The organism is Bradyrhizobium vignae (assembly GCF_900324035.1).
Lineage (GTDB): Bacteria > Pseudomonadota > Alphaproteobacteria > Rhizobiales > Xanthobacteraceae > Bradyrhizobium > Bradyrhizobium vignae.
Genome location: NZ_LS398110.1, coordinates 5,011,116 through 5,024,644, shown reverse-complemented (window position 1 = coordinate 5,024,644; position 13,529 = coordinate 5,011,116). Strand labels below are relative to the sequence as shown.

The 13,529-nt window shown below is 65.9% G+C and carries 9 protein-coding genes and 1 riboswitch; of the genes, 8 read left to right on the top strand and 1 reads right to left on the bottom strand.

Features of this window, described 5'->3' with window-relative positions:
- Nucleotide 1 precedes the first annotated feature (1 nt).
- A complete protein-coding gene (gene cobT / locus BRAD3257_RS24540) occupies nucleotides 2–1,054 on the top strand; it encodes a nicotinate-nucleotide--dimethylbenzimidazole phosphoribosyltransferase (RefSeq protein WP_122403983.1) in 1,053 nt (350 codons plus the stop codon).
- On the opposite strand, the gene BRAD3257_RS24535 is transcribed toward cobT, so the two are convergent.
- A complete protein-coding gene (locus BRAD3257_RS24535) occupies nucleotides 1,047–1,619 on the bottom strand; it encodes a histidine phosphatase family protein (protein ID WP_162500343.1) in 573 nt (190 codons plus the stop codon). The two genes, cobT and BRAD3257_RS24535, sit on opposite strands and share 8 nt — an antisense overlap.
- A gap of 72 nt (nucleotides 1,620–1,691) precedes the next feature.
- A riboswitch (cobalamin riboswitch) is annotated at nucleotides 1,692–1,892 on the top strand.
- Between the two features lie 114 nt (nucleotides 1,893–2,006).
- Between BRAD3257_RS24535 and BRAD3257_RS40105 the strand changes: the two genes are divergently transcribed.
- The 7 genes from BRAD3257_RS40105 to BRAD3257_RS24495 all read left to right on the top strand — a co-directional run bounded on the left by BRAD3257_RS40105 (nucleotide 2,007) and on the right by BRAD3257_RS24495 (nucleotide 13,495).
- Nucleotides 2,007–4,355, top strand: a complete 2,349-nt coding sequence (locus BRAD3257_RS40105) for a TonB-dependent receptor (RefSeq protein ID WP_162500342.1) — start codon at nucleotides 2,007–2,009, stop codon at nucleotides 4,353–4,355.
- A gap of 12 nt (nucleotides 4,356–4,367) precedes the next feature.
- Nucleotides 4,368–5,804, top strand: a complete 1,437-nt coding sequence (locus tag BRAD3257_RS24520; RefSeq protein WP_122403980.1) for a PepSY domain-containing protein — start codon at nucleotides 4,368–4,370, stop codon at nucleotides 5,802–5,804.
- Between the two features lie 172 nt (nucleotides 5,805–5,976).
- Nucleotides 5,977–7,410 carry an NAD-dependent succinate-semialdehyde dehydrogenase gene (locus tag BRAD3257_RS24515; RefSeq protein ID WP_174221589.1) on the top strand — a complete coding sequence of 478 codons (1,434 nt, stop codon included), beginning with the start codon at nucleotides 5,977–5,979 and terminating at the stop codon, nucleotides 7,408–7,410.
- Nucleotides 7,411–7,678: 268 nt separating this feature from the next.
- Nucleotides 7,679–8,152: an aminotransferase class I/II-fold pyridoxal phosphate-dependent enzyme gene (locus BRAD3257_RS24510; RefSeq protein ID WP_244607682.1), complete on the top strand. Its 474-nt coding sequence runs from the start codon at nucleotides 7,679–7,681 to the stop codon at nucleotides 8,150–8,152.
- Nucleotides 8,153–8,601: 449 nt separating this feature from the next.
- Nucleotides 8,602–10,611 (top strand): hydantoinase/oxoprolinase family protein, encoded by a 2,010-nt coding sequence (locus tag BRAD3257_RS24505; RefSeq protein ID WP_122403978.1) that lies wholly within the window; start codon nucleotides 8,602–8,604, stop codon nucleotides 10,609–10,611.
- Entirely contained in the window at nucleotides 10,608–12,188 is a 1,581-nt protein-coding gene (locus BRAD3257_RS24500; RefSeq protein WP_122403977.1) for a hydantoinase B/oxoprolinase family protein, read from the top strand. Before BRAD3257_RS24505 ends, BRAD3257_RS24500 begins: the two co-directional genes overlap by 4 nt.
- A gap of 11 nt (nucleotides 12,189–12,199) precedes the next feature.
- The gene (locus tag BRAD3257_RS24495; RefSeq protein WP_162500341.1) at nucleotides 12,200–13,495 is read left to right on the top strand and encodes an aminotransferase class III-fold pyridoxal phosphate-dependent enzyme; all 1,296 of its coding nucleotides are present in this window, start codon (nucleotides 12,200–12,202) and stop codon (nucleotides 13,493–13,495) included.
- Nucleotides 13,496–13,529 lie beyond the last annotated feature (34 nt).

Sequence of the window (13,529 nt, the reverse complement as noted above, 5' to 3'; positions counted from 1 at the left end):
CATGCTTCCCGAATGGGTTTACCGGAACTGCCCCGAGATCTCCGCAGTCCATCGCGAGGCGGCCGCTACGCGGCAGGCGCAACTGACGAAGCCGACCGGCGCGCTCGGCCGGCTCGAGCAGCTCGCGATCGAGCTTGCGGGCTTGCAAGCGACTGAGCGGCCGCGTGCGGCGCGCGTGCCGATCATCATCTTCGCGGGCGATCACGGCATCGTCGCGCAAGGCGTGTCGGCCTATCCGCAAGCCGTGACCATCGCGATGATGGCGAATTTTGCGGCAGGCGGCGCCGCGATCTCGGTGCTGGCACGTAACCTGGGTTCGAGCCTGGAGGTGATCGACGCGGGCACGCTGGCCCTGGGGGAGATGGCGGGCGTCGTCACCGACAAGCCGCGCAGCGGCACGCGCGATTTCAGCGTCGAGGCTGCGCTCACGCCGGCGGAATTGGCCTTCGCCTTCGAAGCCGGCAAGCGCGCGGTGGTGCGCGCCGAGGCCAGTCAGCCCGATTTGCTGATCTTCGGCGAGATGGGCATCGGCAACACCACGACGTCAGCGGCGATCGCGGCGAGCCTGCTCGGCGTGAGCGCCGAGGAGATCGCGGGCAGCGGCACCGGCGTCGATGCATTGGGCCGCGCGCACAAGGCGCGGGTGATCGATGCGGCGATTGCACGCCACGGCGTTGCCGGAGCCTCGGCCGAGAAGATCCTGTGCGCCGTCGGCGGCCTCGAGATCGCGGCGATCTCAGGTGCAATCATTGCGGCCGCGCAGAGCCGCATCCCTGTGCTGATCGACGGCTTCATCGTGTCGGTCGCGGCCCTGGCAGCAGTGCGGCTCAATCCGTCGTGCCAGCCTTACCTGTTGCCCTCGCATCAATCGGCAGAGCAGGGGCATCGCCTCGTGCTTCGAGCCCTGGACGTGCAGCCGCTGATCAGCCTCGATCTCAGGCTTGGCGAAGGATCGGGTGCGGCCATCGCGCTGCCGCTGGTCCGCTCGGCCTGTGCGCTTCACAACGGAATGGCGACGTTCGCACAGGCCAACGTACCGGATCGGCCTAGCTGATGCGCTGATTGACGGAAACGACGCGCCAGCCGTTCGCGAGCCGATCGATCCGGGTGAGCGACAGCGGATCGATCACGAAGCGCAAGGCGGCTTGCGGTGTCAGGTCCAGCGCGATGCAGAGCGCGGCGCGGATGGTGCCGGAATGTACGACCAGCGCTGCGGAGCCTGCGCCAATCCGCGACAGACCCAGCCGGACGCGCGCGACCTGATCGACAAAGCTTTCGCCGTTCGGCGGCCGTCCGCGCGCCGGATCGCGCCAGAACTGCGGATAGGCATCGCCACCGGTCGCGGCGAGCTCGTCATGCCGATGGCCGGTCCAGTCACCGAAATCCTGCTCGCGGAATTCGCTGACCAACTCCGGTGCGAGCCCCAGTGCGCGCGCCGTCTCGACCGTGCGCCGCGACGGGCTGGCATAGCTGGTGGCGTCCGGCGGCAAGCGCTGCCGCAGAGCCGCCAATGCCGCGTGATCGCCGAGATCGGCCCGCGCATCGTCTGCATGGATCGCTCCGGCCGCGCCCTCGACGGCCGCATGCCGTATCAACCAGAGGAGGGTCTCGCCTTCCATGCTTATCTCCAAGGAAGTTGGTCGCTGTGGCCACAACGCCGCAACTGCCACATTGACTCTGTCCTGGTGGTAATCCTAGATGCTCGTGACGGTTTTCCCGAGAGGGAATGAAAAGGGAATGCGGTGCGGGGCGTTGTCCCCAATACCGTGGCTGCCCCCGCAACTGTGAGCGGATAATCCTTCGTCACGAGCCACTGGGTCCTCGGTCCCGGGAAGGCGACGAAGCGGTCATGACCCGCGAGCCAGGAGACCTGCCGTCAGCCGTGGTCACACGCGAAGATGTCGGTCGGGGAGTACAGACATTCGGCTTCATCGGACGGCTCAAGGCCAAGGGTGAGACCTCGTTCGCTGTGACGTGCCACTGACGTCATACCGAGGTCCTATACCGTGTCTTCCATCCGTAACGTACGACCGCGCCGCTTCCCGCTTGCCTCCGTCGCATTCACATTACTTGCCGTTGTTGATCTGCCGGCCGCACTGGCGCAGCAAGCCCGGGAGCCGCTGCCGCCCGTCGAGGTATCGCCCGCCCAACCGCGCAAGCCGGCTGCCCGGGACGCACCGGGCGCGCGTCGCGCGGCAGCGCGCAGGGCGGCGGCTGTATCCGCAGCACCAAAACCCGCCACGCCGGATGCGACGGCGCAAACGCCGCTCAACAGCAATGCCGTTGCCGAAAGTGCGTCACGGCTCGGCCTGACGGTGCGGCAGACGCCCGCGACGGTCGAGGTGATCTCCGCCGAGACCATGCGCGAGCAGGGTTATCGAACAGTGTCCGAGGTGGCGCAGGGCGCCGTCGGCGTCACCTCCGGCGACAATCCTGCTGAACCTTCTGCCTTCTCGATGCGCGGCTTCACCAACAGCCAGATCAACACGCTCTACAACGGCATCAAGATCGGTCCGCAGAACATGACCTCGCGGATCGTCGACACCGCCAATCTGGAGGCCGTGGAATTCCTGAAAGGTCCGGCCTCGCTGATCTCGGGCGAGGGCGCCGCGGGCGGCGCGATCAACTTCGTCACCAAGCAGCCGCATACCGGAGCGATCCGCAACGAGGCGGATTTCTCCTGGGACTCGCTGAATTCGTTCCGTGCGCATTATGGTTCCGGCGGCAGCACGAACGTGCAGGGGCTCGACTATCGCTTCGACATCAGCCGTTCCGCGCTCAACGGCTTCGCCGACGACACAAACGTCAAGACGCTCAGTGCGTCCGGCCAGCTCAATTACCGTGTCTCCGACAGTCTCAAGATCTGGGGCGCGGTCGAGTACCGCGAGGATCGCTCCAAAGCCTATTGGGGCGCGCCGCTGGTGCCGGTCGCGTTCAGCGGTTCGCACGCGACGAGCGGGATCGTGTCCGGCAATTACATCTCGAACTACAACGGCACCAATCTCGGTGCGGTCACGATCGACGACCGCACCTTCAACACCAATTACAACGTCCTCGATAACCGCAACGTCGCCCAGGAAGTGTGGTTGCGCGGCGGCTTCGAGCTGAAGCTGGCGCCCGACCTGACGCTGAAGAGCCAGGCCTATGGTTACGGCGCAGAACGGACCTGGTTCAACAACGAAGTCGAGGCGTTCAACTCGACCACGAACCTCGTCGATCGCGAGCGCTTCTATGTCGCACACAGCCAGCGTCTGGTCGGCAACATTACCGACCTGATCTGGGACACCGATCTCGCGGGCTTCGACAACCGGCTGGTCACGACGCTCTCGTCGAGCTATCTCGATTTCGTAAGGCCGGGCGCGGCAAATTTTCCAGGCGATTCCGTTTCGCTGGTCGATCCCAACCGCGGCTTTTACGGTCTGCTCACGACGCAGCAGCAGACCGCGCGCATCGACAACGAGGCGCTGTCGTTCGAGGACCGGTTGAAGCTGACACGCAGTTTCGCGCTGATCGGCGGCCTGCGTGTCGAGCACATCGGGCTCGACCGCAACTGGACCGACAAGAACGGGTTAGAGAAGGCAGGCTTTCCCTTCACGAAAGACTGGGCGCCGGTCACCGGCCGCATCGGCTACACCTGGGAGGCCGTTCCCGGCCTGACCTTCTTCAGCCAGTACGCCACTGGCGCCGACATCGCGGCCAACAACATCTTCCTGCTCGGGCCGACCCAGCCGCTCGACCTGACCACCGCGCGCACCTACGAGACCGGCGTCAAGCACCTGTTCTGGGACAACCGGGCGGAATGGTCGTTCTCGGCCTACGACATCCTGCGCAAGAATGTCTATGCGGCGGCCGGCGGGCGGGCGCTCAATATCGCCGGGCGGCAGGAATCGAAGGGCGTCGAGCTCGCCGCCTCGGTGCGACCGATCGAGCCGCTGCGGCTGTGGGGCAACATCGCCTATGTCGATGCGCGCTATGCCGACTACAATTTCGTCGGTGGCTCGTTCTCCGGCAACACGCCGCCGAACGTGCCGCGCATCGTCGCGAATGCCGGTGCGTCGTACCGGTTCTTCACGCCATGGCCGGTAGAGCTCGGCATCGTCGGCCGGCATGTCGGCGACCGCTACAACACCGACGCCAACACGGTGACGATGAACGCCTACACGGTCGGCGACGTCTACGCCTTCGTCGATATCCCGAAGACCGTCTTCAATGCCGTCGACCAGGCCCGCCTGGCCTTCCGTGTCCGCAACATCACCGACAAGCGCTACGCGATCTGGGGCGATCCGTTCTATCCCGATCAGATCCTGCTGGGCGCGCCGCGCACCTACGAGATCTCGGCGGCGTTCAAATGGTGAGGCCTTGAGCGTATGATGGGCGCGATCGTCCTCTCGCATCGCTGGCTCGGGATCGCGTTCTGCCTGCTGTTCGCGATGTGGTTCGCGAGTGGAATCGTGATGCACTTCGTTCCGTTTCCGTCGCTGACGGAAGCGGAGCGATTTTCTGGACTCACGCCAGTGGATCGCGACGGGGCAAGGATCTCGGTCGTGGATGCCGTTGCGGCGAGCGGGATCGCCGATGCCACGCGTGTTCGGCTGATCCAGCGGAGCGACGGCGCGGTCTACATCGTCTCGGGTCCCTCGCGTCAGCGCGCGATCCGCGCGGCCGACGGGAGCGACGCGTCGGTGAAATCCGCCGATGTCGCACTGGCCGTTGCGCAGGCTCATGCACGCCAGCGCGAGATCGATGCCTCGCATGCGACGATCGTCGGCCGTGCGGATTACGATCAGTGGAGCGTACCGAACGGCTTCGATCGTCATCGCCCCCTATTTCGCGTGGCCCTCGGCGATGCGGCGGGGACGGAAGTCTACGTCTCGTCGCTCACCGGTGAGATCGTCTTGGATGCGACGAGGCGCGAGCGCGGGTGGAATCTTGCCGGCAGCGTGCTGCACTGGATCTATCCGACCGTTGTGAGAAGCAACTGGGCGCTATGGGATCGGATGGTGTGGTCGCTATCGCTGCTGGCCCTGATCGCGGCTGTGCTGGGTGCTGTACTCGGGATCGTGCGGATCAGGATTCACAAGAGGCAAATCTCCTCGCCTTATCGTGGCTGGCACGTCTTGCATCACCTGCTCGGCTTGACAACGGCGGTCTTCGTGCTGACCTGGATCTTCAGCGGCTGGCTCTCGATGGATCACGGGCGGCTGTTCTCGCGCGGGCAATTGACCGCGACAGAGGCCGGCCCAATGAACGCCGCCCCGGATTGGCGCGAGGCCTCGTCGCTCGATCGGCAGCCAATATCTCCGGCGGCTCGCGAGGCGGAATGGTTCGCCTTCCGCGGCCACGTCTATCGGCGCGATCGGGTTGCCCTCGGCCGTCAGACTTTGATCAGGAGAGGGGATGCGCCGCAGGATGGACTCACGGGATTCCTTGATGTGCACGAGATTCAGGCTCTGACGGCGCGCCTTGCGGTCGGCTGCGGCCCACCGTCCGTCCTTCCTGATAACGACGACTACCCCGCGCTCTCCACAATACCGGGTGCACCAGTCTACCGCTCGCGCTGTGGCGGCGATCTCTGGTTCGACATTGATGGCGCCGATGGCGGCATGCTGCAAAGACTGGATCCGTCGCGGCGCGCCTACCGCTGGCTTTACAGTGCATTGCACACGCTCGACTTCCCGGTCTTAGTGGCCCACCCGCGCATTCGTGATGTCGTGATCGTCGGCCTCTGTATGCTCGGGCTGGCATTCTCCATCACCGGCATCATCATTGGCTGGCGGCGCTTGCGGTCGTCGCTGGCTGCCTGAATTTGAGGCGCAACTGCGGCTCGATACGGTCGGGTCAGCAGATCAGCAATGCCCTTGCGGCCAATCGTCATTGACGCCTTTTCGCCGGCCGCCTTTCGGTGTAGCTCTGCGCTCGCTCGAAACGGCGGCAGTAACCCCGTCGACGACCGAAATCATGCAGGAGACAGCAAGGATGTACCCGAAAGTTCAGATGTTCATCGCCGGCGAGTGGACCGATGGGTCGTCCGGCAAGTCGGAGGACATCCTCAATCCCGCCACCGGCCAGCCAATCGGCAAGACCCCGCACGCCTCGCGCGCGGATCTCGACCGCGCGCTGGACGCGGCCAAAGCCGGCTTCGACATCTGGCGCAAGACCTCGCCGTTCGACCGTTACAAGCTGATGCGCAAGGCCGCCGACATCATCCGCTCGCGCGCCGCCGAGATCGCGCCCGTGATGACCATGGAGCAGGGCAAGCCCGTGGTGGAAGCGCAGGGCGAGACCATGCTGGCCGGCGACCTCATCGACTGGTTCGCGGAAGAAGCGCGCCGCGCCTATGGCCGCATCGTGCCGCCGCGGATGGGCAATGTCTCCCAACTCGTGACCAAGGAGCCGGTCGGCCCGGTCGCAGCCTTCACGCCCTGGAATTTCCCGATCAACCAGGCCGTGCGAAAGATCTCGGCCGCGCTCGCCGCCGGCTGCTCGATCATCGTCAAGGGGCCGGAAGAGACCCCGGCGAGTTGCATGGAGCTGGTGCGCGCCTATGCGGATGCGGGCATTCCTGCCGGCGTCGTCCAGCTGGTGTTCGGTGTGCCGGCTGAAGTGTCGGAATATCTCATCCCGCATCCGATCATCCGCAAGATCAGCTTCACCGGCTCGACCGCGGTCGGCAAGCATCTGGCCGCGCTCGCCGGCCTGCACATGAAACGCGTCACTATGGAGCTCGGCGGCCATGCGCCGGCGATCGTGTTCGCGGATGCCGACCTCGATAACGCCGCAAAGATCCTGTCGGCCAACAAGTTCCGCAACGCCGGCCAGGTCTGCGTCTCGCCAACGCGCTTCCTGGTGCATGAGAGCGTCTACCAGCCCTTCGTCGACAAGTTCGTCGCTGCGGCCAAGGGCCTCAAGGTTGGCAACGGTCTCGACAAGGACACCCGTATGGGCCCGCTGGCGAACCCGCGCCGCGTCGACGCCATGGAAGGCTTCGTCTCCGACGCGGTCCAGCGCGGCGCCAAGGTCAAGACCGGCGGCAAGCGCATCGGCAACGAAGGCTTCTTCTTCGAGCCGACGGTGCTGACCGACGTGCCGCGCGATGCGCGCATCATGAACGAGGAGCCGTTCGGCCCGCTGGCGCCGATCACCTCCTTCCGTAGCTATGACGAGGTGGTGGCCGAAGCCAACCGTCTGCCGTACGGCCTGGCGGCCTATGCCTACACCACCTCGACCAAGACGATGCAGGCCATCGGTGCCGACATCGAGAGCGGCATGGTCTCGATCAACCATCACGGCCTCGCGCTGCCCGAAGTGCCGTTCGGCGGCATCAAGGATTCCGGCTACGGCTCCGAAGGCGGACTCGAGGCGATCGAAGGTTATCTCAACACGAAGTTCGTCACCCAGGCGAGCGTGTAACGAAAGACGCGGTGTCGGTCCGGGGCGCGCCAATTGGCGCGCACCGGAATGACGATGAGTGGTGGTGTTCGCTAGCCCGGATGAGCGAAGCGACATCCGGGACTCCAATCGCGGTTGTCCTGGGTATCGCTTCGCTCACCCGGGTTATGATCTTCTGCGTTGCCTGACGGGCGAGACATGGACAACAGCCGCCACCCGAGCAAGCGCGTATCCCTGGCGGGAATGCACATCGACCGGACCTCGGCCGTGCCACTGCATTTGCCCGCGATTGCGGAGCGAGATCGCGAACTTCCTCGGCTCGGTGCGCGGTCTCGTTTGCTCGCCGGAAGAGGTCGTCGTCACCTCCGGCACATCGGGCGCACTGGATTTTTGCAGCCGGATGATCCTCGATCCCGGCGATGAGGTCTGGATCGAGGAGCCCGGCTTCGTCGAGGCGCGATGGGCGCTCACCGCGGCCGGCGCAAAGCTCGTTCCTGTACCGGTCGACGACAAGGGGCTGGTCGTCTCGGAGGGAGTTCGGCGCGCACCACGCGCGCGGCTGATCGTGGTCACGCCGTCGCATCAATATCCGCTCGGCGTCAGCATGGGGCTGGAGCGGCGGCTCGAGCTGCTCGACTGGGCGAACAAGAACGACATCTGGGTGATCGAGGACGCTGCTCCGCTGCTTACGAGAATCGCAGCCTGCATCGGCGGCGCTTCTCTCAACGCATCATCCGATCCTGCCAAGACGCTCTCTTGCTGATCCTACAATAAAGAGGGGCTGAGCCGACTCCCGTGCATAGCTGATAGGCACCGCGGATATCCCGCGCTGCCGATTGATCGCCTGCAAATTAGACAGCTGATCTTGGTCGCTTGGATTGCAGTGCATTAGGCATCGCGATTTGCTCAGAGAAATCCGTGTTGCGCTGCACGTTTCTGGCGTGGAACGGCGCGCGCTCGCGTGCCGTCTGGGCAGGCACGGCTGCACCAAAACGTGCATCAGGTTGCGCCGTACGCCGCGCCGGCTGCTTGCTGGCCCAGCGAACTGCGGCAACTCTGGCCCTATCGGAGGCCACGGCTCTGTCGCACGCTCGCAGACGATGGCATGACAGGGGATGCATGATGAGCGCTCTCGGTTCGGCATTCGAGGTGGTGATGGACGGGCAGAAGCCGGCGTCCGGTTCGGACGTTGCGCGTAGCTGACCTCCAGACATGAGCGCTTTCGAAAATCACTGGGAAGTCGGCACCGACATAGGTGGCACTTTTACCGACATCATCGCCATCAGGCGCGATACCGCAGAGGCCCGGATCGCAAAGGTGCCGTCGCGCCCACAGGCGCCGGTTCAGGCAATGCTGGAGGCGATCGAGGCGGTGGGCCTGCGCAAGAGCGAGGTCAAGCGCTTCGTCCATGGCACCACGCGCGTGACCAACGCGATCGTCGAGAACCGGCTGCCGAAGGTGGCGCTGGTGGCGACCGAAGGATTTGCCGATGTGCTGGAGATCGCGCGCTATCGCCGCCGCGATCTTTATCGTCTCGACATTGCGCCGAAATCGCCGCCTTTGGTGCCGCCCGAACGCTGCTTCGGGCTCGCCGAGCGCCTCGATCACGAGGGCCGGGTGCTGAAGGCATTGGAGGAAGCGGAGATCGAGCGTCTGCTGGCCTGGCTGAAGGAGACCGGCGTTCAGAGCGTCGCGGTCGCTCTGCTTCACGCTTATGCCAATCCGGTGCATGAAAAGATGCTGGGTGAGCGGCTCAAGGATGTCGTCGCTCATGTCTCGCTCTCGCACGAGGTCAATCCCGAGGCGCGCGAATATGAGCGGACCTCCGCGACCGTATTCAATGCCGCCGCGATGCCGATCGCGGTCGAATATCTGAGCGAGTTGGAGCAGCGGCTGCCGATCGGGCCCGGCTTGCAGGTGTTTCATTCGGCCGGCGCGATGGTTCCGATTTCGGCGGTGAAGCGACGGCCCTTGGTGATGGCGATGTCGGGCCCGGCCGCTGGTGTCTCGGCTTCCGTCAGCATCGCGCGCCAGCTCGGCGCCTCGCGGATGCTGACATTTGACATGGGCGGCACCACGACCGACGTCTGCCTCATCGTGGATGGGCAGGCCGAGATGACCGACGGCCGCATGCTCGGCGACAAGCCGCTGCGCCAGCCTATGCTCGCGGTTCATTCCATCGGCGCGGGTGGCGGATCGATCGTGCGTAACGGTCCCGGCGGCCTGGCGGTCGGGCCGGAGAGCGCCGGCTCCGAGCCCGGACCGGCCTGCTACGGCCGCGGCGGCACGGAGCCGACAATCACCGATGCCAATGCCGTGCTCGGCTATCTCAATCCCGAGACCAAGCTTGGTGACCGCATCGGGATCGACATCGCGGCCGCAAAGCGCGTCATCGAGCCGATCGCGCGCGCGCTCGGACTGAGCCTCACCGAAACCGCGCTCGGCATCATCAAGGTCGCGAACGCGACCATGGCCCGCGCGCTCCGCCGTGTCACGGTCGAGCGCGGCATCGACGGTCGCGACTGCACGCTGCTCGCGTTCGGCGGCGGCGGCCCGATGCATGCGGCCGGTCTCGCCGATCTCTACGGGATCGCAGAGGTCGTCGTGCCCAGCGCCTCGAGTGCGTTCTCGGCGCTGGGCTGCCTCACCGCCGATTTCAGCTTCCTGCAGCAGCAGACCCTTCGCGCCGCCCTCGACGGCATCGATTTCGCGCGCGTGTCGGAGCGAATCGAGGCCTTGACTGCCGATGCCTCGGCACCGCTTCTCGCCAACGGCGTTGCGAAGGCGGAGATCCAGGTCGAGTTGGTGGCCTTGATGCGCTATGCCGCGCAGAATGACGCCATTCCGGTGCCTTTCGTGCTGCCGCTCGATTTCGCCAGGCTGAAGCTGGATTTCCTGGCGCGGCATCACGCGCTGTTCGGCTATGCGACCGGTGAGCCTTGCGTGATTGAATCCGTGCGGGTTCAGGCCCGCCGCCCATCGACGACTGTCGTGAGCCGGCCGGCCACGGCAGCGAGGGCGGAGTCCAGGGATACGCGCAGCTGCTCGTTCGACGGCGTCCACGAGATCGCGACAGCAATCATCGACCGCGCCGCGCTCACGGAGACCGTCAGCGGTCCGGCCATCATCGAAGATGCGTGGTCGACTGTGGTAGTGCCGCCGGGCTGGCAGGCAAAGCCTGATACCGCCGGCAATCTATTCCTGACGCGGGGGGCGGCATGAAGCTCGATCCGTTCGTCGTCGAGGTTATCAGGCACGGGCTCTCGGCCGCGGCCGAGGAGATGAGCCTGGTGATGACGCGCTCGGCGCGCTCGCCGCTGCTGCGCGAGGCCGGCGACCTGTCGTCGGCGATCACCGATGGCTACGGCGGCCTGGTCGGGCAGGGTCGCGACATTCCGATCCATCTCGGCGCGATGGCCTACACCATCCCGGAGTTACTGAAGGTGATGCCGCGCGACAGCCTGAATGACGGCGACGTCGTGATCTATAATGTCGGCGCGCTCGGCGGCAATCATCTCAATGACGTCAAGGTCGTGCGGCCCGTCTTCTTCGAGGGCGAGATCGTGGCCTTCGCGGTCAGCCTCGCGCACTGGCCCGATATCGGCGGCACCTGGCCTGGCAGCTATTTTGCCAAGGCCATCGACACGTTCCAGGAGGCGATGCGGATTCCGCCGGTGCTGATCGCGACCGCGGCCGGCCTCAACCTGCCGATCGTGCAGCTGCTCAAGGCCAATGTCCGCGACGCCGAATCCTGCGAGGGCGATCTTCTGGCGCAAATCGCGGCGACCAAAGCCGGCGAAAAGCGCATTATCGAGCTCTGCCGCGAGCATGGCAAGGCCGTCTTCGTGGCGACGCAATCGCGCCTGCACGATCTCTCCGAGATCGAGATGCGCGAGGCGTTGCGCGACCTGCCGGACGGCGTCTACGAAGGCGAGGACTACCTCGACGACGGCAGCGCGAACAACGCGCCGGCGCGTATCCACGTCAAGATCACCATTCGCGGCGACGAGGCGATCTTTGACCTCTCCGAAAGCTGCGACCGCGTCTCCAATTTTTGCAACACGACGCCATTCATGGCGCGCTCGGCTGTCGCCTATGCCGCGCGCATCATGAGCGGACGCGACATGCAGCAGAACGCCGGCGCGCTGCGGCCTCTGACCATCATCACGCGCCCGGGCTCGATCCTCGAGCCCGGCTGGACCGCCTCCGTTGCCGCCGGCAACCACGAGACCTCCATGCGCATCGTCGATGCGATTTTCCGCGCCATGCAGGGCACCATTCCCGAGCGCCTGTCGGCGGGCGGGGCGACCACCGCGGGCGTGCTGTTCTTTGCCGAGCCGCGGCCGAACGGATCGTGGAAGATGCTCTACGAGGTCCATGGCGGCGGCGAAGGCGCGCGGCACGATCGGGCCGGCACCTCCGCAACCCGGGTGCATCTGTCCAACACGTCGAACACGCCGGTCGAGGTGATCGAGGCGAATTATGCGATCCGGCTCGAGCAGCAGGCCATCCGCCGGCGGTCCGGTGGCGCAGGGGTCCATCGCGGTGGCGACGGCTCGGTCCGCACCTATCGTATCCTCGCGCCCTCGATGCACCTGACCACTTGCATCGAGCGGATGGTGATTGCGCCCTGGGGCATGCAGGGTGGCGAATCCGGCAGGGCCTGCCGCATCTCGCTGGTCAGGCAGGGCGCGAACATCGCGATCGACGGCAAATCGAACCTGGTGTTGCAGCAAGACGATCTCGTCACGATCGAGATGTGCGGCGGCGGCGGTTACGGCGCCGTGGCCGCAGAGTAAGGAGACCCGCGATGAGCAGATTGTTGCGAACCGGGCTGAATGCGGGCGAGGCCGCGCCGATGGCCGTGGTCGGCGGCGAGGGCGTCTACTTCCACCTGTCCGACGGCCGCAAGCTGATCGACGGCAGCAACACCGGCGGCGGTCTCGGCCATCGCCATCCCGCGATGGTGGAGGCGATCCGCCGCGCGGCGGACACGCCCGTCGTCAACGAAGGCTGGACCTGGGTCGGCCGCGAGCAGGCCGCCGATGATCTGATGGCGACCGCCTTTGCGGGCGAAGAGGACTGGGTCGGCGCGGTCCGCTTCTGCATCAGCGGCAGCGAGGCGAACGACATGGCGTTGTCGCTCTGCCAGGCGCTGACGCAGCGCTCGGCCCTCGCAACGCGCGAGCGCGCCTATCACGGCATCACCGGCCTGTCGCGCAGCATGACCGTGCAGCCGCAATGGCACGGAGGCCTCGCCGTGCACGCAGGCGGCTCGAAGCTGCCGGCGCCGATGGCGCCGGTGCGGATCCTGCCGGCGCCGGATGGTGCCATTTATGGCGCGCCGGCCAATAATTCCCCGCCGAGCGAATATCTCGCCGATGCCACGCGTCTGCTCTCGGACACGGCGGCGACGATCATCGATTACACGCAAGGAGGCATCTATTACGACAGCGCCTATCAGGACGAGGTGGCGCGCTGCGCGCGGCAGGCGGGCTCGTACTGGATCGCCGACGAGGTCGTCACCGGCGCAGGCCGAGCCGGCCGCTGGTTCGCGTTCCAGGGCGCGCGGAGCCGCCCCGACATCGTCACTCTCGGCAAATCGCTCGGCGGCGGCGCGGCAGCGGTGGCTGCGGTCGTGGTGTCCAAGGACATCGTCGAGCGGCTCAAGGGCACGAGCTGGCAGAACTACGGCACGCTGCGCGGCCATCCGATCAGCATGGCGGCCGTCAGCGCCTATTTGAAGGTCGTCAGCGACGACAATATTCTGGAGCACGTGCAAGACCTGGAGAAGCTGTTCACCGGTCGCCTGCTTGCGATCGCGCAAAAGCATCCGAGCGTGCGGCGCGTCGCGGGGCAGGGACTGCACTGGACTGTGGAGTTGCACGGCCCGGACTGGCGCACCTGGCACGCCGACACCACCGAGGTGCCGATCGCCTCACGCGTTGCGGAGCGCGCGCTGGAGGCGGGTGCGGTGATCGGGACGAGCGGCGAGCAGACCTCGCTGTTCCTGGCACCGCCGCTGGTGATCTCCGAGCGCGAGGCAACGCTGCTGCTCGATGCGCTCGACCACGGTCTCGATATTGCTGACGAGGAGCACGGGTGAATGCAGGTCATGCAAAGCGTATCTTGCCGTCTCG

Coding starts and splice junctions, on each gene's coding strand:
- BRAD3257_RS24495 (WP_162500341.1), top strand. CDS start 12,200: ATGAGCAGATTGTTGCGAACCGGGCTGAATGCGGGCGAGGCCGCGCCG.
- cobT (WP_122403983.1), top strand. CDS start 2: ATGCTTCCCGAATGGGTTTACCGGAACTGCCCCGAGATCTCCGCAGTC.
- BRAD3257_RS24535 (WP_162500343.1), bottom strand. CDS start 1,619: ATGGAAGGCGAGACCCTCCTCTGGTTGATACGGCATGCGGCCGTCGAG.
- BRAD3257_RS24515 (WP_174221589.1), top strand. CDS start 5,977: ATGTACCCGAAAGTTCAGATGTTCATCGCCGGCGAGTGGACCGATGGG.
- BRAD3257_RS24500 (WP_122403977.1), top strand. CDS start 10,608: ATGAAGCTCGATCCGTTCGTCGTCGAGGTTATCAGGCACGGGCTCTCG.
- BRAD3257_RS24505 (WP_122403978.1), top strand. CDS start 8,602: ATGAGCGCTTTCGAAAATCACTGGGAAGTCGGCACCGACATAGGTGGC.
- BRAD3257_RS24520 (WP_122403980.1), top strand. CDS start 4,368: ATGATGGGCGCGATCGTCCTCTCGCATCGCTGGCTCGGGATCGCGTTC.